The organism is Hwanghaeella grinnelliae (genome assembly GCF_004005845.1).
Classification (GTDB): Bacteria; Pseudomonadota; Alphaproteobacteria; order UBA8366; family Aestuariispiraceae; genus Hwanghaeella; species Hwanghaeella grinnelliae.
Genome location: NZ_SADE01000001.1, coordinates 375,553 through 397,435, shown reverse-complemented (window position 1 = coordinate 397,435; position 21,883 = coordinate 375,553). Strand labels below are relative to the sequence as shown.

Below are 21,883 nucleotides of genomic sequence, written 5' to 3'. Positions count from 1 at the left end.
CCATGCAGTATCCCGACTCCTTGGTGCGCGGCCGCCTTGTCCGTCGCTACAAACGTTTCCTGTCGGACATCGAAATCCCGGGACCGGACGGCACCGTCCAGGTGACGGCGCATTGCGCCAATCCGGGGTCGATGTTGGGGTTGGCCGAGCCTGGTTCGACCGTCTGGCTGCTGCCAAACAGGAACCCCACGGCGAAACTGGATTGGCGTTGGGAATTGACTGAGTCCGACGGCGACTTTGTCTGCATCAACACATCACGTGCCAATACGATCGTCGGGGAAGCCTTGAACGCGGGCGAAGTCCCGGCGCTTTCGGCTTATTCAACCGTCCGGCCCGAGGTGAAATACGGCAAGTCCAGCAGGATCGATTTCCTGCTGGAGGAAGACAACCTGCCCCCTGCCTATGTCGAAGTGAAAAGCGTGACGCTGCGGCGACCGGAAGGCGACGATCCGCAGGCGGCGGAATTTCCGGATTCCGTCACCAAGCGCGGCGCAAAACATCTCGACGAATTGATCGAGGTTGGGAAGACAGGCGCGCGTGCGATCATGTTCTTCCTTGTTCAGCGCGGCGACTGCACGCATTTTCGCGCCGCTGCGGATATCGACCCGGTCTATTCGGCCGCGCTGAAGAGGGCGGTAGCGGAAGGCGTGGAAGTCCTCTGCTATAAGGCGCAAATCTCTATCGACGGGATCACCCTGGGCCCTTCATTGCCCCTCGATCTTGATTGAATTACTCACTGGGCGCACTATGTCCGGCATAAGATACCAATGGAATTTGATATGAATCACGCTGCTAGAAACCAGATAAAGCTGCACAGCGCCGCCGAATTCGAAGCGATGCGCAAGGCAGGCCGGCTCGCCGCCGAGGTCCTGGACTACATCACCCCGCATGTTGTCCCCGGCGTCTCGACGGGACATTTGGACACCTTGTGCCATGACTATATCGTTGAGCACGGTGCCATCCCCGCCCCGCTAAACTATCGTGGGTTTCCGAAGTCGATCTGCACCAGCATCAATCATGTCGTCTGCCACGGCATCCCCGACGACGCCAAAAAGCTTCAGGAAGGCGATAGCATCAATATCGATGTCACCGTCATCCTCGACGGGTGGCACGGGGATACCAGCCGCATGTTCCTTGTCGGAGATAAGATTCCGGTCAAGGCGCGGCGCCTGACGCAAATTACATACGAATGCATGATGCTGGGCATTCAAACGGTAAAGCCGGGGTCGACCTTGGGCGATATCGGTTATGCCATCCAGTCGCACGCGGAAGCCAACCGCTTTTCCGTCGTTCGTGACTTCTGCGGCCACGGCATCGGCCGGGTCTTTCACGATACGCCGAGCGTGCTTCACTATGGTGAACCGGGTCAGGGCGCCGTTCTGGAAGAAGGCATGTTCTTCACTGTCGAACCGATGATCAATGTCGGAACCTGGGACGTGAAAATACTGCAAGACGGCTGGACAGCCGTCACAAAAGACCGCCAGCTTTCCGCCCAATTCGAGCATACGATTGGCGTTACCGCGGACGGGTTCGAGATCTTCACGCAGTCGCCCAAGGGCTGGTACCAGCCACCCTATAGCTAAGGCCGGGCAAACACATGGACATGACAAGGGCGGCTCAAACCTGTTGAGCCGCCCTTTCTCTTTATACCGGCCTTCGGTCAAGGCGCGGTCAGGCCACGATCACGCGACCTCGGCAATGACCGTCAAATCCGGCTTGGCAGCCGCACGGGCACGGTCCAGGAACATCCTGTTGGTTGGGCTGCTGGACTTGGCCCCCATCCGTTCGTTGGCGAGCGAAACCGCAAGCCCGCGCTGACCGTCCCGGATCGCCGCCTCGACGAGCGTGACACCCAAGATATCGCGCTGCGCATTACTGCCCCCGAAATGGTGGGAGACCGCACGCACCGCATAGAGTTTGTCGATGGTTTGGCGATAGTCGCCGTTCAGGAAGGCCTGCATTGCCTCCGCCGCCGGCAACCCGACATCGGCCGTCATCATGGCATTGGTGTCGTGGCCACGCAGGGCGTCGCGCATCTTTTCAAGGCACCGTTCCGCCGCGAAAGCGCGATCCGCCGCCGAATGGGCAATGACCGCATGCATGTCGTTGAAGGCATAATAGCCGCCCATTTCCATCTGCTCGTAGGTTTTCGACAGCTCTTGCCAGCGATCACCGACATTGACGCCCCGCAGCGTCAGCCGCCACAGCAGTGCAACCGCGTCGACCATTTCCATTGCCACCGGCGAATGCGTGGTGCGGATGACCTGATCATACAGGTCTATCGCGCGCTGATAGTCGGCAGTTTCCAACAGATAGAGCGAAAGGTGCCACCAATTGTGATAGGCGAAAAAATTGTCCTGCGACCAATGGTCGGCCGAGCTTTCCAGCCAGCGCGCGCCTTCCGCATGGCGGCCTTCCATTTCCAGAACATGGGCAACAGCGTGAACCGCCCATGCGTCACCGGGTTCGGCATCGACCGCTTGGCGACCGGCTTCTTCCGCCTTGGCATAGGCGCCGCTTTCTTCAAGGCCAAAGGCCTTCATGCCCAAAAGATACCCATATCCCTCGTCGGCGGGGGTCCATTGCGGCAGGATTCCCGCCACACGATCACGCAACATCGTCGCATGGCCGTTCAAGAAGTCGCAAAGATGGGCGAATTGCAGCGCGATGGCGTCACGTGGATAGGCCGAGGCAACCCGCCCATAGGTATTCGCCGCGCGGTGGAAATCGCCCACCGACCACGCGGCAAGGGCTGCGTGGTGACCCCGTTCACGATCATTGGCCACAGCCCAGTTTTCCTCGATGGCCTGCATCGCGGCACGGATTTCGTCCACACAAGCCGCCTCGGAACTGGTTGCGAAGAGACCGCCCCGGAAGCAATGCGCCATGACAAAATCCGGATATTCCGCCAGCACGGCATCAATCATCGCCACCGGATCACCGAAGAACCCTCTGAATTTGCGCTGCGCAGCGTTTAAACCATCTACCGCGTTTTGGTCGTCAAAAGACACGGGAGCACCATAACAATCCGTTTTCATCCGTCTGTCCTCTCAATTGATTGTCTAATTTGATCTATTTTCGGGAAGAGGTGGCGCCCGGATGTATTTCCGTTAGCGCCACCGGTTTCTTTGCTTAGTCGAAATCGAACGGGCCGCGACGACGCCCTTGGTCGCCGTCGTATACGACCGACTTGATTTCCGAACGGTCGATACCGATGTCCCGGAGCATCGTGTCGCTGCACGCCATCAATGCCGCAGCGGCCCGGCGGGCGCGATGCCAGCGCACAACCTCGGTCCAAACACTGACGACTGTCCCAGAAACAAGACTTCCGACATGCAGCGACGCATTGGTACGCACCCTGTAATGAAGGGAGACATTGCCCACTGGTTCCACAATCTGCGCGGGGAACAATGTCTGTCTTATCCATTCTGCAAATTCTGTTTTCTGCACTTTAAACCTCCTTGCGGTTATCCGGCCTCAGTTAGCCGGCCCCGCCCACTTGAAATTTTTCTTGATCGTTTCGATGCGCCGACTATTCACATGCCCCGTTAGACAAACGTCTGCGGTACCGTCACAAAAATTTCATCGGACCGTGAAAACCTGTCAAAAAGTCGTCAAAAGTGCGGTAAATCGTGTATTCTGAACAAAATCCTATTGGGGGCGGTCATTTGGAGCTGGGGGGCATGAGCGCGGTCTTGCATCTGGATCTGCTGGGCGGATATCGCGCCTCTGCGGGACCGGATGGATTGCCAATCGACTTTCCCACCAAGAAGTCGGCGCTTCTGCTTGTCCCGATCGTGATCGAACAACCCGCCCCGTCTCGAGATCGACTCGCCGCTCTATTCTGGAGCAATCGCCAAGAACAACAGGGGCGCGGCTCGCTACGGCAAGCGATTTTCACCATGCGCACCACCTTACGCGGGGCTGGCGCACCGGCACCGGTGACGCAGCAGGACCGGGTATTCATGCCCCCGGAAACGGCCGTGTGCGACGTTGTTGATTTTCGGAACGCGGCACAGGGTTCAACGATAGAGGATCTGGAGAATGCCCGCCGGCTGTACAAGGGCCCATTCCTGGGTACCGTGCGCCTGCCCGATCCCGAATTCGCGGCCTGGGTGGAGGAAACACGGGAAACTTTGCTGCGGGCAGCCGAAGCCGTCGGTGTTGACCTGGCCGCTCTATACCGTGAAGCAGGCAACCATAGCGCTGCGATAGACGCGCTGGACTGGGTCCTGTCCCTGGACCCGATCCGCGAAGACGTGCACCGGTCCCTGATGCGACTACATCTTGAGGCGGGCAACCGAACGCTTGCCCTGCGTCAGTACCGAAATTGCGTTTCCGTCCTGGAACGGGAACTGGGTGTGAACCCCGATTTCGAAACCCAAGCGCTCTTCCAAGCGATTTCCATCGGGGCGTCAACCACGTCGGCCGGCACGGTGCCGGCGCCGTCAGTTGCCGCGCGGCAACCAGCGGAACAGCCACGAAGCCCCTCGGCCAAAACAGAGGCGAAACCGCCAAGCCCAAGCCACCCTATGGTCGCCGTCCTACCGTTTTCCCTGCTTTCCGACGCGGCGGAGGCAGCGCAATTGGGCGAAGGTTTGTTCGAAGATCTGACATCAGATCTGCCGAAATTCCACCAGATTAAATGCAAGGCGCGAAACGCTGCCTTGTCCGCGATCGAAAGCGGCATCCCACGCAATAAAATCGGCGCCAGCGTCATGGCGAACTATGTGGTGGATGGAAGTATCCGTATATCCGGCAACCGTGTTCGCGTGAACGCGCAGCTGGTCGAAGTCGCAAGCGGTGTCCAGCTTTGGTCGGACCGGTACACGGTGGACATGGAGGACATATTCGATACACAGGACAGGCTCACCCAACGCATTGTCGTGGCGGTGACCAACCAGTTGAAGCATGAGATGCTGACATTGGCGCAACGGAAAACCAGCGCCGAAATGACACCATACGATTGTTGGCTGACCGGGTTCTCGCTGGTGTTGAACGGCACGGAAGACCATACCCGTCGCGCAAAAAAGCTGTTCGAACGGGCCCTGGAATTGGATCCCTACTATGCCAGGGGACATTGCGGGATGTCGCTAGCCTATTTCAATGAATGGGGCGCGCATGCCTGGCCGAATTGGAACGAGGCGATCGAAAAAGCCTATGCCCATGCCGACGAAGCCGTAAGACTGTCGGAGGCTGACCATGTCGGACAAACCCTTCTCGGTCGGGCCCATATCTACCGTCGTGAATATGACCGCGGCCAACGCTATCTTGAGCGGTCCTACGCGTTGAATCCGTATGGGACGGACATGTTGGCGACCGCGGCGCTGTCCTGGAGTTTCCTGGGCGATCACCGCAGAGCGCATGACCTGGCGTCGCGGGCGATAGAGCTGCATCCCTCACCGCCCGACTGGTACTACGGCGGCATCGCTCTCAGCCTGTTCATGACCGGCAAAGCTGCGGAAGCCCGTAAAATCCGGGAAAGATCGCCGAAAGCCTATCCGGACACCCTTGCTTTCCTTGCCGCCGACTACGCAATGGAAGGCGACATGGCCCGTGCCAGGACTTATGCGGCGCGCTTCCATGAGGACTTCTCCACTCAAGTCCTGGGTGGACGACAACCGGTAGAGGGGGAGATCTTGGAATGGATCCGGCATGCGAACCCGTTCCGCTTGGAAAAAGATGCCCGCCTGATGGAAGAGGCGATGTCCGCCGCCGGTGTCGGAAAAGCAGTCTGATCCGGCAGGCGCCGCCATGAGTTGGAAAGCCTCCGCAGCGACCTTGGAGTCCTCGCAACGCGCCTCTAAACCGCCTGCGGCTTCGCCGACTGTCGTTCATGCACAACGGTGTCATCCAAAAAGCCTTGCAAGCGATTCCAATCGATCGGCTTGGACAGGACATCGTCGAAACCCTTCTGGCGGTATGCATCGACGCTTGTACTCATGACATCGGCCGTGAAAGCGATGAACTTGCCGTCGCGCCGGTCGGCATCGATGACTCTGGCCAAAACCTCAACGCCGTCGAATTTCGGCATATGGATATCAAGAAGAACCAAGTCGTAGGTATTTTCCAACAGCTTTTCGATCGCTTCCTGCCCATCGACCGCGAAGTCAATGTCATGTCCCCATCGGGAAAGCACACCCTGGACAATCCTGCGATTTATGTTGCTGTCGTCGGCGACGAGGACCGATTTCTTGTTCGATTTGCGGACCGGCACCAACGGTTCACTCCGTCCATCTTCTTCGTCCCGTCGTTTCTCAGCGCGGCGGTCTTCTTCGAATTTGATGGGAAACAAGGCGGTGACGGTCGTGCCCCGTCCTGGTTCGCTTTCCATCGTAATCGAACCACCCATGAGTTCGACGATCCGATTGCAGATTGCCAATCCAAGGCCGGTGCCGACATAGGACTTGGTTCGATGATCCTCAACCTGGACGAACGGATCGAAGATCGCCTTTATCTTGTTTTCCGAAATGCCGATTCCGGAATCCTGCACCACCAGCGAGAGTTCCGCATCGTGATCCGAATGGACAGACAGATCCAAAGAAACGGCGATGGCCCCTTTCTCGGTGAACTTGACCGCATTTCCTACCAGATTGAGCAAAACTTGGCGCAGCCGGACGACGTCGGAAACAAGGACTTTCGAGTGGGCCAGCTCGCTGACGGTAATCTGGAAATCCAATCCCTTGTCCGTGGCGACGGTCTTATAAATGGCATCGACCAATCGGACCAAATTCTTCGCTTCGAATTTCGCCGGGGTGATCTTCATCTTCCCCGCTTGCAGTTTCGACAGGTCCAGGATGTCGTTGAGCACTTCCTGCAGGTGACGTCCCGAACTTTTGATCGTATTGACGAATTCGGCCTGTTTGTCGTCAAGGGAAGTCGCCTCAAGCAAATCGGCCATCCCGAGCAAACCGGTCAACGGCGTCCGGATTTCGTGACTCATGGACGCCACGAATGCCGACTTCATATCATTTGCGTGTTCAGCCGCCTCACGCGCACTGATCAGCGCACGTTCCAGGGCCCGCTGTTCGGTGACATCACGGACTGCCGCAATAGTCAGCGGCATGCCATCGACGACAACGCCTTGCAATGAGATGTCGACGGCGACCAGTTCCCCATTCTTTTTCAGGGCCGCCAAATCACTCCTGTCACTCATGACCCGGCGTCTTCCATTGGCAAAGAACTCGCGGATATTCTTGCCGTGGCCTTCGCGGAAATCAGCAGGAACAAGCTTATTGATGGATAAATTGAGCATTTCTTCCGGCATGTAGCCGAAAAGAACGCTGGCCTGCTCGTTCGCACGATTGATGCGGCCTTGGTTGTCCACGACCAGCACGGCCTCAGGCGAGCTGTTGAGAATGGCGTTTGTCTGTTCCGTCGCTACGCGTTCGGCCGCTCTGACCCTTTCCAGCTTCCGGATGTGGAAAACCATGTATCCCACAGCGAAAACAACGACGGCGATCAACCACAGGCCCTGTTCGATTTGCTTGACGGTGTCCCGCATTTTTTGAGCGCTGATTGCCTCACGGGCTGTCGCCAAGCCACTGACAATTCCTTCGATTTTCTCCAACGCAGCGAACGCGTCGCTATCGTCCACGCGAACCAACGCATCGAGTTCTTCGACGCTGACGCTGTCCTTCTTCTCTAAAACAGTGCCAAGATTTGCACGGTACTTTTGAACAGTGGCGTCGACGGTGCGCAAATGCGGGCGGATGTCGGCCGCGACCTCACGGTCCAAGCGCTCCATATCGGACATCGCCACGGCTGCGTTGGCCAGGCTTGCTAAGGCGGCGGTCGCATATTCCGGATCCCCGCGTAGCACGAAATTCTTGAACTGGTGAATAAACCCGCCATACCCCAGGGATCCCTTGAGATCGGCAAAGGCAAGCGACAACTTCACCGATTGGTCGTTGTAGCGGACCCAAGCCTTTTCCGTCTCGACGATTTGTCGGTCCAAAAAAGCGATGTACAGGGATATGGTGCTGACGACCACCAGCCCGGCGAAAATGACACCGCCGATTTGATATACCAAACGCTTCGATATCTGGCTCATACTAACTGCCTAGGGCTTCACCGGTTCCGGAAAGGTCAAAACTGCGGCAAGAGGCTTACATCCACCAACGGAGATCCTGTTGCAGGTGTATCTGTAAGTGCGTTTTCACTAATATATCTTTAAGACCGCGCCTGTTGCGCGACGTCGGTTTGCCCATGGACGCGGATGACACATCCGGTGCGTCGGGTACTATGGGAGGGCCGCGCGCGCAGAATTCCTCAGTTGCAACCGCGTCGGCACGGATTGGGTCGATGATGATGAGCGCCACTGGGACAGGGCCAAAAGAATGACCGGAAGCGTACCGTCGGGCGATGGCTCAAAGGCCAAAACACCACCGCCGAAGCCGCACTATGCCGGTCATCGCGGCCGATTGCGCGAGAGGTTTCTGCGGGATCTCGGCGCATCGATGGAAGATTATGAGATCCTGGAGATGCTGCTGGCCCTTGCGCTGCCGCGGGTGGATACGAAACCGATCGCCAAGGATCTGATCGCCCGGTTCGGGAACCTCGCCGCAGTGATTTCAGCGGACCCGGTTGACCTTGCCAAGACAAAGGGGATCAAGGACGCCGCCGTGGTGCCGATTAAGCTGGTGCAAACGGCCGCTCTGCGCCTTGCCCAACAACAGGTCATGGAACAGCCGGTGATTTCCTCCTGGGATAATCTGATCAGTTATTTGCACATTGCCATGTCGCGGGAGAAGGTCGAACACCTGCGCCTGTTGTTTCTGGACAACAAGAACCGTCTGATCGCTGATGAGGTACAGCAGCGGGGCACAGTCAATCACACGCCGCTCTACCCGCGGGAAGTGATGAAGCGGGCTTTGGACCTGCACGCATCGGCCCTTATCCTAGTGCACAATCACCCAAGCGGCGACCCTACCCCCAGCAAGGACGACATCCACATGACCAACGAAATCAGGGATGCCGCGGAAAAGCTAGGCATACGCCTTCACGACCACATCATCATCGGGCGAAACGAGCAAACCAGCTTCAAGGCGGAAGGCTTGCTGTAGGAAAAGAAAGAGGCGGGCGCGAGCCCACCTCTCTACAAAACAGGAACAATGCCTGTTTACGCGGATACCCTACTGCAGGTATTCCGGACTTTCTTTTGCAAGCATGCGGCACAGCACCTTCCAATGGCTGCCGGAATAGTCCGTGTGAATTTCACGGATCGCCTGAGCGGTCGATTCCACGACATCCTCCGGAATCTGCTTCAACGGTCTGCCGGTCGATTCCGCGATGACCTGAATCTTCGCCGCCTTTTCCAGGAAATACAGGTCGTCGAAAGCCGCGCCGACCGTCGGGCCGACGCAGATCACACCATGATTGGCCATGACCATCGTCGTATTGTTGCCAAGCTTCGAAGCCATGCGCGCCCCTTCGTCATCGTCGTCGCCCAGCCCGTTATACTCATCGTCATAGGAAATCCGATTGTGGAAGCGGATCGCGTTCTGACTGACCATTTCGAGCCGCCCGCCTTCGGTGCTCGCGAGCGCCGTTATATACGGCATATGGGTATGCAGGATAACCTTGGCATGCGGGTTCATCCGGTGCATCGCCAGATGGATGTAGAAGGCCGTGGCTTCGATCGTGTGCTCGCCTTCCAGAACATTCCCCTTGCTGTCGATGACCAGGACATCGCTGGCTTTCACCTCGGACCAATGCACTTCCCAGGGGTTGATCAGATAACGGTCTTCACCCACTTCAACACTGAAATGATTGTCGATCCCTTCGTGGAGGTCGTATTTCGCCGCCCAACGCAGGGCCGCGGCGAGATTCTGCCGTTCTTCCTGATACTGCATCGCGTTACCCTTCCAATAATCACACGGCAATCTTGCCTTAAGCGGCCGATCGCCCCTATCCGTCCATCCAGTTGCAGCGTAAGGCCGGCGCGCGAATTAGCCAATATGGCTTGCAGCCCGGCACAAGCGTTTTGCCTTCACCGCAACACAATGGCATAACGCCGCCGACTCAGGTCAATTGCCGCATAGACGTTCAGGCCCATCGGAAAGGCACGCTACAATGATACCTCGCTACTCCCGCCCGGAAATGACGCAGATCTGGGAGCCGGCCAACAAGTTCCGCCTTTGGTTCCTGATAGAGGCACATGCCTGTGATGCACAGGCCGAGTTGGGTGTCATTCCGAAGGACGCGGCCGCCGCCGTCTGGGCCGGTGGGGACAAGCCCTATACGGAAGATCGCATCGCCCGTATCGACGCCATTGAGCGCGAAACGAAACATGACGTCATCGCCTTTACGACGGAATTGGCCGACCAAGTGGGTGAGATGTCCCGCTTCGTGCACCAGGGCATGACGTCGTCGGATGTGCTGGACACTTGCTTCAACCTGCAGCTTACGCAGGCCGCCGACCTACTGCTGGCGGATATGGACCGGGTGTTGAACGCCCTCAAGACCCGGGCGATCGAGCATAAGTTCACGCCCACCATCGGCCGCAGCCATGGCATCCATGCGGAACCGGTGACCTTTGGCCTTAAGCTCGCCAAACATTATGCGGAATTCGCGCGCGGCAAGCAGCGCCTGGAGCGTGCCCGGGAAGAAATCGCGACCTGCGCCATTTCGGGCGCGGTCGGCACCTTCGCCAATATCGATCCCTTCGTCGAGGAATATGTGGCAGGAAAACTGGGCCTTCAGCCGGAGCCGATCTCCACGCAAGTCATCCCGCGTGACAGGCATGCGGCGTTCTTCTCGGCTCTCGGCGTCATCGCCAGTTCCATGGAGAACGTGGCGGTGGAAGTCCGGCATCTGCAGCGCACTGAATTGCGGGAAGCGGAAGAGTTCTTCTCCAAGGGCCAGAAAGGCTCCAGCGCCATGCCGCACAAGCGCAACCCGGTCCTTTCGGAAAACCTGACGGGCCTCGCGCGCATCGTCCGATCCGCCGTTGTCCCGGCGTTGGAAAACGTCGCCCTGTGGCACGAGCGGGATATCTCCCATTCCTCCGTCGAGCGGATGATCGGTCCCGATGCGACGGTTACGCTGGACTTCGCGCTGAACCGCATGGCCGGCATGATTGAAAACATGGTCGTTTATTCCGACCGAATGCATGCGAATCTTGAATCCTTGGGCGGTTTGCATAATTCGCAACGTATCCTCCTGGCGCTGACCCAAGCGGGCGCGAGCCGGGAAGACGCGTATCGACTGGTCCAGAAAAATGCGATGGAAAGCTGGCACCAAGGCCGCCCCTTGCAGGAACTCGCCGTCGAAGATGCAGACATCCGGGCGTATTTGAGCGAAGATGAGGTCAATGCGCTTTTTGACCTGGATTATCATACCAAGCATGTGGAAACGATTTTCAAGCGTGTATTCGGCTAGATCGGGCATCCGCACGACGGTAAGGCTTCTGCGGACCGGCGCCCTATCGGCGGCGGTAGCGCTATCCTGGTCGCACTATACGGGAACGGCCTTCGCGCAGCAGCAGCAGGACGAGCTGGTCAATCAGGTCGATGAGGTTACCCGCCGGATCCAGCAAGATCCGTTCATCCGTCTGCGCTTCGTCGCCTTGTCGCTGGAAACCCCCGACGAACAGGGCCAGGCCCTGAATGGTATTGTCCGGGCCCAGATCGCGCGCGGCAATATTGAAGACGCCATGGCCGAATTGCGGCGGATCGAAGATGTCCTGTGGCGGGCGCGTTCCTTGGGTGCGATCGGTGACCACTATGAAACGGCGGGTGAACGCGAGAAGGCCCTGAACTACCTCAACCAGGCGATGAAGACGGTTACCTCCGGCGGCGAAATCGGCATTGGCGGCGCGGACTTGCTTCGTGTAATCGCCAAGAAACAGGCAAAGCTCGGCCAGCTGAATGCAGCAATCGCGTCGGCCGAAAAAATCCCCGACCCGTTGCAACGGGTCCGCGCCCTGCAGCAGGCCGCCTCAGCCTCTTTCGACGATGCCGGCGACAACCCTAAAGCCTTGAGCAATGCCAAGGCAGTTCTGGCCGCCGCCTTCGAACAAGCGGAGAAGATCGCGAACCCGTCAAACAAGACGTCACACCTGTTCATCGATATCGGCGAGGCCCAAGCAGCTATCGCCGACGAAGCGGGTGCGCGGAAGACGTTCAGCCGCGCCCGCGAATTGATCGAACAGGGCGGCCGCGATGGGCGTGACCGCGCCTTTGCCCGCCTGGCCGGGTCGATGATCCTCGCCGGTCAGTTGGAAGAGGCTATGGAGGTGATGCGGCAGGTCGAGGAAGGGCCTGAGCAGGTCCGCGGCGTCAGTTCAGTCGCGCGTGCCCTGGCGGATCAGGGAAATGACGACGCGGCCGTGCCGCTGTTCACCCTTGCCATGGAAGCCGCCAGCACCATCGACAACCCTGAGGTCCGGAGTTCCGCCCTTGCCTTCATGGTGCGGGAACAGACGCGGGTCGGCCGTTTGGCGGATGCATTCACGACAGCGGGCCAAATCCAGGACCGTTTGGACCAAGCCCGGGCGCTGATGGGCATGGCGGATGAGTTGTTGAAACAGAACAACCCGGACGCCGCGCTGGTTCTTGTGGATTACGTGCCCTATGTCAGCATGCGTTCGCAAATTTTCGCCAAAGTCGCCGTGATGCGCGCCAAAGCCGGCAATGAGAAAGAAGCGGCGAACTTGATCGCAAGAGCCTTCGAGCCGACCGGTTTCGAGACCCAAACGGAATATATCCCCGAAGCGATTGAACTGGTTTTGAACGCCCATTTGGAAGTCGGTGACCCAGAAAACGACCCAGTGGTGTTCGGGGAAGTGCGCAAGCTTGCGGATCTGATCGACAACGACGTGATACGCGTTGCAGCCATGTCCCACCTTGCCGCCGCGGAAGCCCTACGCGGCGAGCATGAACGCGCCAACAGAACCTTGAGCAGCGCGTGGCGCAATGCCTGGCTCAATAGAAGCGACCCGAATTTCCCGCGTGTCCTGGCCGATATCGTGAAAGGCCAGATCGCAATTGGCGATATTCTCGCTGCCTTCGATACCGCTGCGCGGATTCCCGTGCCCGAAGGGGACGCCTTGAACGACAGAACACCGTCCGGCAATTTCCGCGCCCCTCGATTTTCCTCCCTGACACGGGTCGCTATCGCCGCAGCGAAGACCGGAGAGATAGACCTTGCCATCCGTGCCGCCCGTGAAATGGAACATCCCCCGGCACGTGCCGCCGGTCTGGCCGCGGTCGCTGTTGCCATCGCCGAGAAAGAGGTGGGCGTGGGTACAACCGGCCCCGGCGATGCCGATATGGAAGCCGAATCCAGCGGTACTGCCAGCGAAGTTATCCAGAATTGATGTGTCCCGCGCATGAACCGCGCCCGGCAAGATCGTAGGCTTTTCTTGCTCAACGCCGCGGAACCGTCTACCAACCGGGCCGCCACGATAAAGGGAACAGATTCGGCGTTCAGAGAACGCGGGCGGCCAAACGGACCATGAGCGATAAAGCCAAACGAATCCTGTGGACCCTTCTAAAAGTTGGGGTCACGCTCGGCCTGCTTTCCTATCTCGCCCTTGAGATCGAGCTGGGGCAAGCTTTGGGGCTTGTCTCTTCGGCCCATCCGGGACCAATCCTGATTGCTATCGGCATGGTAACGGCCCAGCAGTTCATCATCGCGCTGCGCTGGAAGTTCCTGTCGGACATGCAAGGGGAGTCGCCGCGTTACAGTCGGTTCTTCCGATGGACGATGGAGGGGCTATTCTTCAATCAGGCCCTGCCCTCCTCAGTTGGTGGCGACGCTATTCGGGTTTTCCGATTGGCACGGGACGGCGGTCTTAGACTGTCACGCGCGACGTCCAGTGTGTTATTGGATCGAGCCTTCGGCTTGCTCGGCATCGTGATAATTTCGGCAGCGTTCCTGCCGTCGATGTTCCACCTGATTACAGATCCGGTCATGCAACAGGGTGTCGTCTTTTTGCTGGCCGCAGCCTTGGCCGCGTTTGTCCTGTTCCTCGTGCTCGACGCGCTGCCGCATTCCCTCCGCCGATGGAAAGTGGTCGCCGAGTTTCTGAATATGTCCAAGCAGGCGCGTGAAGTTTTGCTGACCCCAGCGATGCTGCTGAAGGTCGGTTTAGCCACGTTGATCGGCCAGACCCTGGCCCTGTCCTCATTCTACGTCCTCGCACTCGGCATCGACGTCCAGGTCGATTACAGTGTCACCATGGCGGTGCTGCCCGTTGCAATCCTGATCGCGACCATTCCGGTGACCATCGCCGGCTGGGGCCTGCGAGAGGGTGTGCTGGTACTGGCGCTGTCCTATGCCTCTGTTTCTGAACCGGAAGCCTTGGCCCTGTCGGTCCTTTTCGGCCTCGTCCAGGTCGCAGTAGGCTTGCCCGGCGGTGTGTTTTGGCTTATGGCCCGCAGGCGATACGAGTTGCCACAAACGCAATCCCCAGGCCCGACAGCATGACAAATGGTACGACAGGCATGACTCTTTCGCCGCGCAAACGCGCCATTCGCGACTATGCCGACGACATAGCCAAGATCCGCGATCACTGGATCGACCGGAACAGCCCATTCCATAACGCCGATCTGGCCTATCTGAAGTTCGTTATTCCCGAAGGGTCGCGGGTTCTCGAACTGGGGTGCGGCACAGGGCGGACACTGGAGCGGTTGAAACCCTCCGTTGGGGTCGGGGTCGATTTTTCCGAAGAGATGATCGAGATCGCCTCGTCGAAGCACCCGGACATGACCTTCCATGTGGCCGATATCGAAGCGCTCGCCAACAACAGAAAGATCAAGGGGACATTCGATTTCATCCTGCTTTCCGACACGATCGGTTATCTGGATGACTGCGAGGAAACCTTCAAATCGCTGCACCGTTTCTGCGACGCCAATACGCGCCTCGTCGTCTCCTACTACTCTCATCTCTGGGAACCGGCGCTGAAGCTGACCGAAATGATGGGATTGAGAATGCCGCAGCCGGAGGTGAACTACCTCGGCCATCACGACATCGCCAATCTGCTGAACCTGTCGGATTTCGAAGTCATTCGGCAGGAATGGCGGCAATTGGTGCCGCACCATCTGTTCGGTATCGGCACCGCGCTGAACCGCTTCATCGGCACCCTTCCGGGCATTCGGCGCCTTTGCCTGCGCCACTATCTGGTTGCGCGGTCGGAACGGCATGCAAAACGGCGCAATCTGAGTGCCACTGTCCTGGTTCCCTGCCGGAACGAGAAAGGCAATATCGAGAACGCCGTGAAACGCTTGCCGCGTTTCGCCGACGATATCGAAATCCTCTATGTGGAGGGTAATTCCTCCGACGGAACATACGAAGAATGCGAACGGGTCCGCGATGCCTATAAGGACGAATGGGACATCAAGGTCTTCAAACAGCCCGGCAAGGGCAAAGGAGACGCGGTGCGCAAAGGCTTCGATGAAGCGCGCGGCGATGTGTTGATGATCCTGGACGCCGACCTGACCATGCCGCCGGAGGAAATACCGAAATACTACGACGCAATCGCGCGCGGTAAGGGAGAGTTCATAAACGGCACCCGCCTTGTCTACCCCATGGAGCACGGCGCCATGCGGTTCCTGAACTATTGGGCAAACCGCACCTTCGCGCTGATATTTTCCTACCTTCTGAACCAGCGTTTCACCGACACCTTGTGCGGCACCAAGGTGATCACGAAGAAGGATTACGAAAACCTGATCGCCAATAGGTCCTATTTCGGCGATTTCGATCCTTTCGGCGATTTCGACCTGATCTTCGGCGCCGCCAAGCTGAACCTCAAGATCGTGGAAATCCCGGTGCGCTACGCGGATCGGACCTATGGGTCGCCGCAGATTTCACGGTTCCGCGACGGGTGGCTGCTTCTGAAGATGGTGGTCTTCGCCTGGCGCAAGCTGAAAGCCTTCTGATCGATGACCGCGATCGACCCGCGGCTGGCGGAACACCGTCGTGTCTGGGAACGCAAACCGGCGTTGCGGGCGGTCTATGGCGACTACCACCGGCGCATGCTGAATGCCTTGCCGGCGGCAGGACGATATCTGGAGGTCGGTTCAGGGTCCGGCAATCTGCGGGATGCGAAGCCCGATGCGGATGTCACCACCATCGACATCCTGCCAACCCCCTGGGTCGATGTCTGTGCCGACGCGCAAACCCTACCGTTCGCGGATGACACATTCGACGGCATCACCATGCTGGACGTGCTTCACCATATCGAACATCCGCGGGCCTTTTTCGCGGAAGCGCTTCGCGTGCTGAAGCCGGGTGGCCGGGTGGCCCTGATCGAACCCGGCATCACGCCGGTCAGTTGGCTGTTTTACAACTACCTGCACGAGGAACCGGTCGATATGTCTGTCGACCCGCTTGGGCCCGTCGCGTCGACACCCGATCCAACCAAGGACCCGTTCGATTCGAACCAAGGCATTCCGACCTTGCTGTTCAAGCGCCAGGAACACAGGATCGCCTTCGCGGAGACCTTTCCGGGCTTTACCTTGATCGACCGGCAATGGTTGAGCTTGTTTGCCTACCCAATGACGGGTGGTTTCAAATCATGGTCCCTGCTTTCCGCAAGCGCGGCGGAAAGTTTGATCCGTCTGGAACAGGTGCTGATGCCTTTCATAGGCCCGATCCTGGCCTTCCGGTTGATGGTTGTGTTGGAGAAACGCAAAGCCAAGCGGTCCTAATGGTCCAGGCGGGACCAATTCAATTGGCCCTGTCATTTATCGGTTTGGCGGCCTATGAATAAGTCCAATTCTGGACAACCATCATCGCGTATCATGACAAATCTGAGCATCAATCTGAATAAAATCGCCTTGCTGCGGAACCAGCGGCATGTCGGTTATCCGAGCGTCACCAAGGCGGCTGAGACAGTGATCGCGGCGGGCGCACACGGTATCACCGTTCATCCGCGGCCGGACGAAAGACACATTCGCCGGACCGACGTGTATGAATTGTCCGAACTTCTAAAGTCGCATCCCGGTATCGAGTACAATATCGAAGGCAATCCCTATCCGGATTACATGCAATTGTGTCGTGATGTGCGCCCGACCCAGGCAACGCTTGTACCGGACGCCCCCGATGTGGCGACCTCCGATGACGGATGGGACGTTTTTGCGGAAGCGGAAAGATTGCGCCCGATCATTGGCGAATTGCAGTCAATGGGCTGTCGTGTGTCGCTGTTCATGAACCCCGATCCGGCCGCAATGGCGCAAGTCGCCAATCTGGGCGCCAAGCGGATCGAACTCTATACCGGTCCCTGGGCCGATGCTTTCGGTACGCCCGCGGAGCAAGAAGTCCTTGCGCAATACAGTGAAAGCGCCGCCGCCGCGGTGGCTGAAGGGCTTGAGATCAACGCGGGCCATGATTTGACGACGGAAAACCTGCCCGCTTTCAAGGCGGCACTGCCCCAATTGGACGAGGTTTCGATCGGCCACGCTTTCACATCCGACGCCTTGTGGATCGGCATGGAAGAATCCGTGAAGGGTTTTCTGAAAGCCCTTGGCGCCTGACGCCCATAACTGATCTTGTATGTGGCCCGCGTGCGTACCATCCTTTGAAGAAGGAGAGCACGATGCTTCGTCAGCTTGCTGAAAACCTGCGCGATAGATCACACTCACGCCGCATTTCGGGACGGGGCGGATTGGGCCCGGCCTATGCGCTGAGCCATGCGGCACGGACCGCGTGGTTCGCGGGGCAGTATGTCCTGGCCGCCCGCCTCAGCCCGCCGCCGAACGGACCGGCCCCGACGGACCGGATTCCGGGATGGGGATACATCCTGAAGGACCTATCCGCCCTATACCGCCAGGACTGGGCAAACATCCGCGCGGGTCTGTACCGGCCGCCGGCGGACCTTGTGCCTCGCCCCGGGAAGGTCTTGAAGAATTCCCGTGCCTTTCTTCAAGACTTACCAAAGGTCGCTCAGCGACGTCGCCGTGACGACAACAGCGAAGTCCTGAAGAACACGCCCAAGGGCACCTATCCGCGCTATTATCTGCAGAACTTCCACTACCAGACCGATGGCTGGTTTTCCGATGAGTCCGCAGAAGCCTATGACCACCAGGTCGAGGTGTTGTTCACCGGCGGTGCGGACGCCATGCGCCGACAGGCGTTGCCGGCAATACGGGACGCGGTTGAGGAATTTGCCGGCAACGCCCCCGTCGATTTGATCGACATCGCCTGCGGTACAGGCCGGTTCTTGAAAGAGGTTTTGCGGAACAATCCCAAAATTTCGGTAACAGGGCTGGACTTGAGCCAACCGTATTTGCGCAAGGCACAGCGTTCCCTCGCCGAGTTTCCGGAAACGTATTTCATGGAAGCCAACGCGGAAGAAGTTCCAGCAGAGAACGGCGCGTATGACATCGCCACCTGCGTCTATCTTTTCCATGAATTGCCGAAGAAAGTGCGGCGTACCGTCGCCAAGGAAATCGCACGCATCCTGAAACCGGGCGGCAGGCTTGTCTTCGTCGATTCCATACAGAGCGGCGATCACCCGCCCTATGACGCCTTGTTGCAGCGCTTTCCGATGGCTTTCCACGAGCCGTACTACACGAATTACCTGGAAGACGATTTGGAAGCCTTGTTTGCCAATTCCGGTTTCGCGGTGGAATCCGTCGACCGCGCCTTCTTCAGCCGTGTGATGGTATTGAGACGCGCCGCATGAGCGTGACCGTGCGCGACGCAAGGCCAAGGGACCGAGACATCATCGTCTCATTCCTCCTCGCGCTCAACGTCCATGAATACGCGTTGCGATCTGATCGGGATACGACGCTGGCGGGAGCGGCCGCGCATCTGCGCTCCCTTGAAGAAGACATCCGACACTCGCGCGGCTTCGTTCTGGTCGGCGAGATCGCGAAAGAGCCGGCTGGCTTCCTCATCGGGATCGAAGAAATCGAACCGGGACAGTTCGTCGTCAAAGACCAAAGAGCCTTTGGCTGCATCACCGACATCTACGTCGCCGAAAGCAAGCGCTGTCAGGGATTGTCACGTGCGATGATTGACGAAGCCTGCCATCGCTTCAAGGAAATGGGCCTGAAACGCGTTCTCGTCACCGGCCTGGCCAGCAACCCTAGCGCAACGGGTACTTACCCGGCACTGGGGTTCGAGCCGCTTTACAATACTTATGAAAAGCGGCTCGACACCTGACACCCGGGCCGCTTCATCACCCCTGACAGCGAACAATCACTTTGCGCAGGAACGCCTCGCATTGGTGGACCTGGTCGATCTCAATGAACTCGTTCGGCTGGTGCGCCTGGTCGATCGAACCCGGTCCGCAAACCACGACGGACATCCCCGCTTCCTGGAATTGGCCGGCTTCCGTTCCGTAAGGAACATAGGTCGTGTCATTGTCACCGGTAATCGCGCGGACGAATGCCTCGGCTTCGGAATCCAATTCCTCCCGCAAGCCGGGAACCGTGGTCAGGTTCTCGATCTCGATTCCCGTCGACGGATCGACGGCATGCATATCCGGCAGGATCTCGGCGTTGACCCAATCCTCGAACTCCTGCTGCAGAGCCGCCGGGTCATCAGTCGGCAGGTTTCGGATATCGCAGACGAATTCAAACTTGCGGCTGATGATGTTTGGGGCCGTTCCGCCATTCGCCGTGCCGACATGGATCGTCGTATAGGGTGGCGGGAAGCGGCTGGACGTATCCGCATTATCGCGCAGGCGTTTGCCCATTTCATCCAGCTTGGCAATCATCCTCGCACCGTTCATCACGGCGCTGACACCGCGATGGGTTTGGCTGGAATGCGCTTCCTTGCCCGTGACGGTCACGCGGAAGAACCACATTCCTTTATGGGCGGAGACGACCTTCATGTCGGTCGGTTCACCGACGATGACGAGCGCCGGCTTGGGCAGTGCCGCGCCCAGTTCGGCGATCATGCCCGGCGCACCGAGACAGCCGACCTCCTCATCATAGGACAAGCAGAAATGCAGCGGCCTCTGCAACGGCTTTGCGACCATTTCCGGCACCAAGGCAAGCGCCGTGGCCGAAAACGCCTTCATGTCACAGGTTCCGCGCCCATAAAGGCGAGTCCCTTTTTCAACCACTTCGAAAGGGTTGGTATCCCAAGGCTGTCCGACCACCGGCACCACATCTGTATGCCCCGACAAGGCAACGCCGCCGGGCTTCGACGGTCCAATCGTCGCAAACAGGTTCGCCTTCGTCCCGTCCTCATTCGGCAGAACTTGGGCCTCGACCCCATAATCGGCGAGATATCCCCGAACGAAATCGATGAGTTCCATATTAGAGAAAGCCGAGGTCGTGTCGAAGGACACCAGCTTTCCAAGCATTTCGATCGGCGTATATGTCTCGGCCATGGTCGGCTCTACCCCCAATATAGTGATCACACTTTCCAGAAACGCGGTGACAACAGAATAAGCACCGTGAAGATTTCAAGCCGCCCGATCAACATGCCGAACGACAACACCCATTTTGCCGGATCCGGCAGCGTGGAAAAATTCCCCACCGGCCCGATGATCGGACCCAACCCGGGCCCAACATTGGCGATCGCGGTCGCAGCGCCACTGGTCGCGGTGATGAAGTCCAGACCGATCAGGCCCAACACCAAAGCAAGCAGCACAAACAACGTTACGAACAGGAAAAAAAAGCTCATCACTGACTCCGCCACCGTCTCCGGTATCGGCTTTCCATTGTAGTAAGCGATGAATACGCCATGCGGCTGCAAAAGCCGCCGGAACTGCATGCGCGCCGTTTGAAGCAGAACCTGGAACCTGAAAACCTTGATGCCGCAAGTGGTTGACCCAGCGCAGCCGCCGATAAACATCAGCATGAAGAACATCGGCATCGCCAAGGCGCCCCAAAGGGCGAAATCGTCGGTCGCATAGCCGGTTCCCGTCATCACCGACGTGATGTTGAATAACGCCAATCGTACAGCGCGCCCCAGTTCCCAATCTTCGACGCGCCAAAGATAGACGATCATCACCAGAATGCTGAAGCCCAGGATCGACAGAAACCACCGAACTTGAGAGTCCCGGAACAAGTCCGTGATCTTTCCGCGGATCGCCTGGAAGTACAGCAGGAAGGGCAAAGATCCGGCGACCATGAATACCGTTGCGATGATGTCGACCCAAGCGCTTTGATAAAAACCGATTGATGAATCGCGCGTTGAATAGCCGCCTGTGGCTACCGTGGTCATGGCATGATTAATCGCTTCGAATCCGGCCATGCCGGCAACAAAGTACAGAACCCCGCACAAAACGGTCAGAAACAGGTAGATGCCGCCGATCCAAGCGGCGATCTGGGCCGCGCGCGGTAGCGCCTTTTCCATCCGCTCGGCGAATTCCATACGGAACAACTGCATACCGCCGACCTGCAGCATCGGCAGGACGGAGACGGCCATCATGACAATCCCAACGCCCCCCAACCATTGCAGCAAAGATCGCCACAGCAAAATGCCCGGCGGCGCGTGGTCCAGGCCCAGGATCACCGTCGATCCCGTCGTGGTCAGTCCGGACATGGATTCGAAAAACGCATCCGTATAGGTCAGGTCCAGGTTGGAAAAAGCGAAGGGAATAGCCGCAAAAGCCGGCAGGGCCACCCAAACCAGGGTCGTCAAAACAAAGGCTTGCCGAACCGACAGCGTCCGCGACCGTGCACGACAGGTCAGGACCAGCATCATCCCAACGAAAAAAGTCAGCGAACTGGCGACCGCAAAGACCTGCCAATCCTCGTTGTTAACAGCTAGATCCACGAAGGCAGGCACGAGCATCGCCACTGCCACGGTAGAAAGCAGCACGCCCAGAACGAAAAAGATCGGTCGAAAATCAGTCACCGGCCGGATCCAACGGTTATCGGCCTTTGGCCGGGACGGGCATGCTCATTCATTTCTCCCCTGCGGGTCGGCGGCATTTTTGCCGTTCCGCCGCCCGAATCCGGCCCAGCACTGCGCC

18 protein-coding genes are annotated in these 21,883 nt (G+C 58.4%); 12 read left to right on the top strand and 6 right to left on the bottom strand.

Annotated features, from left to right (window positions below; all coding sequences use genetic code 11):
• Window positions 1-2: 2 nt before the first annotated feature.
• Window positions 3-728: a DNA/RNA nuclease SfsA gene (gene sfsA / locus EOI86_RS01745; RefSeq protein WP_127763425.1), complete on the top strand. Its 726-nt coding sequence runs from the start codon at window positions 3-5 to the stop codon at window positions 726-728.
• A gap of 51 nt (window positions 729-779) precedes the next feature.
• On the top strand, window positions 780-1,583 hold the full coding sequence (gene map / locus EOI86_RS01740) for a type I methionyl aminopeptidase (protein WP_127763424.1): 804 nt from the start codon (window positions 780-782) through the stop codon (window positions 1,581-1,583).
• A gap of 99 nt (window positions 1,584-1,682) precedes the next feature.
• On the opposite strand, the gene EOI86_RS01735 is transcribed toward map, so the two are convergent.
• Window positions 1,683-2,933: a tetratricopeptide repeat protein gene (locus EOI86_RS01735; protein WP_127763423.1), complete on the bottom strand. Its 1,251-nt coding sequence runs from the start codon at window positions 2,931-2,933 to the stop codon at window positions 1,683-1,685.
• A gap of 199 nt (window positions 2,934-3,132) precedes the next feature.
• Complete coding sequence (locus EOI86_RS01730) at window positions 3,133-3,450, bottom strand: DUF1127 domain-containing protein (protein WP_161973652.1); 318 nt, start codon at window positions 3,448-3,450, stop codon at window positions 3,133-3,135.
• A 233-nt stretch (window positions 3,451-3,683) separates the two neighbouring features.
• Here EOI86_RS01730 and EOI86_RS01725 point away from each other — a divergent pair, with 233 nt between their 5' ends.
• A complete protein-coding gene (locus tag EOI86_RS01725; RefSeq protein ID WP_127763421.1) occupies window positions 3,684-5,738 on the top strand; it encodes a BTAD domain-containing putative transcriptional regulator in 2,055 nt (684 codons plus the stop codon).
• A gap of 65 nt (window positions 5,739-5,803) precedes the next feature.
• On the opposite strand, the gene EOI86_RS01720 is transcribed toward EOI86_RS01725, so the two are convergent.
• Window positions 5,804-8,053 carry a hybrid sensor histidine kinase/response regulator gene (locus EOI86_RS01720; RefSeq protein WP_127763420.1) on the bottom strand — a complete coding sequence of 750 codons (2,250 nt, stop codon included), beginning with the start codon at window positions 8,051-8,053 and terminating at the stop codon, window positions 5,804-5,806.
• 286 nt (window positions 8,054-8,339) lie between these two features.
• Here EOI86_RS01720 and radC point away from each other — a divergent pair, with 286 nt between their 5' ends.
• Window positions 8,340-9,065 (top strand): RadC family protein, encoded by a 726-nt coding sequence (gene radC, locus EOI86_RS01715; RefSeq protein ID WP_127763419.1) that lies wholly within the window; start codon window positions 8,340-8,342, stop codon window positions 9,063-9,065.
• Window positions 9,066-9,134: 69 nt separating this feature from the next.
• Here the strand turns inward: radC and EOI86_RS01710 are convergent, their stop codons facing one another.
• Window positions 9,135-9,854: an aldolase gene (locus EOI86_RS01710; protein ID WP_127763418.1), complete on the bottom strand. Its 720-nt coding sequence runs from the start codon at window positions 9,852-9,854 to the stop codon at window positions 9,135-9,137.
• 220 nt (window positions 9,855-10,074) lie between these two features.
• Here EOI86_RS01710 and purB point away from each other — a divergent pair, with 220 nt between their 5' ends.
• From purB to EOI86_RS01670, 8 genes are all read left to right on the top strand, one after another.
• Window positions 10,075-11,382 carry an adenylosuccinate lyase gene (gene purB / locus EOI86_RS01705; RefSeq protein ID WP_127763417.1) on the top strand — a complete coding sequence of 436 codons (1,308 nt, stop codon included), beginning with the start codon at window positions 10,075-10,077 and terminating at the stop codon, window positions 11,380-11,382.
• A complete protein-coding gene (locus tag EOI86_RS01700; RefSeq protein WP_127763416.1) occupies window positions 11,369-13,321 on the top strand; it encodes a tetratricopeptide repeat protein in 1,953 nt (650 codons plus the stop codon). Before purB ends, EOI86_RS01700 begins: the two co-directional genes overlap by 14 nt.
• A 137-nt stretch (window positions 13,322-13,458) precedes the next feature.
• Window positions 13,459-14,433, top strand: a complete 975-nt coding sequence (locus EOI86_RS01695; RefSeq protein ID WP_127763415.1) for a lysylphosphatidylglycerol synthase transmembrane domain-containing protein — start codon at window positions 13,459-13,461, stop codon at window positions 14,431-14,433.
• A gap of 17 nt (window positions 14,434-14,450) precedes the next feature.
• The gene (locus EOI86_RS01690) at window positions 14,451-15,884 is read left to right on the top strand and encodes a glycosyltransferase (protein WP_127765071.1); all 1,434 of its coding nucleotides are present in this window, start codon (window positions 14,451-14,453) and stop codon (window positions 15,882-15,884) included.
• 3 nt (window positions 15,885-15,887) lie between these two features.
• Entirely contained in the window at window positions 15,888-16,655 is a 768-nt protein-coding gene (locus EOI86_RS01685; protein ID WP_127763414.1) for a class I SAM-dependent methyltransferase, read from the top strand.
• Between the two features lie 93 nt (window positions 16,656-16,748).
• Window positions 16,749-17,480, top strand: coding sequence for a pyridoxine 5'-phosphate synthase (locus tag EOI86_RS01680; RefSeq protein ID WP_205032015.1), 732 nt, complete (start codon window positions 16,749-16,751; stop codon window positions 17,478-17,480).
• A 62-nt stretch (window positions 17,481-17,542) separates the two neighbouring features.
• Window positions 17,543-18,631: a class I SAM-dependent methyltransferase gene (locus EOI86_RS01675; protein WP_127763412.1), complete on the top strand. Its 1,089-nt coding sequence runs from the start codon at window positions 17,543-17,545 to the stop codon at window positions 18,629-18,631.
• Window positions 18,628-19,113, top strand: a complete 486-nt coding sequence (locus EOI86_RS01670) for a GNAT family N-acetyltransferase (RefSeq protein ID WP_127763411.1) — start codon at window positions 18,628-18,630, stop codon at window positions 19,111-19,113. Before EOI86_RS01675 ends, EOI86_RS01670 begins: the two co-directional genes overlap by 4 nt.
• A 16-nt stretch (window positions 19,114-19,129) precedes the next feature.
• Here the strand turns inward: EOI86_RS01670 and argE are convergent, their stop codons facing one another.
• Entirely contained in the window at window positions 19,130-20,290 is a 1,161-nt protein-coding gene (gene argE / locus EOI86_RS01665) for an acetylornithine deacetylase (protein ID WP_127763410.1), read from the bottom strand.
• A gap of 26 nt (window positions 20,291-20,316) precedes the next feature.
• Complete coding sequence (locus EOI86_RS01660) at window positions 20,317-21,765, bottom strand: TrkH family potassium uptake protein (RefSeq protein ID WP_240035549.1); 1,449 nt, start codon at window positions 21,763-21,765, stop codon at window positions 20,317-20,319.
• Window positions 21,766-21,883: the final 118 nt, after the last annotated feature.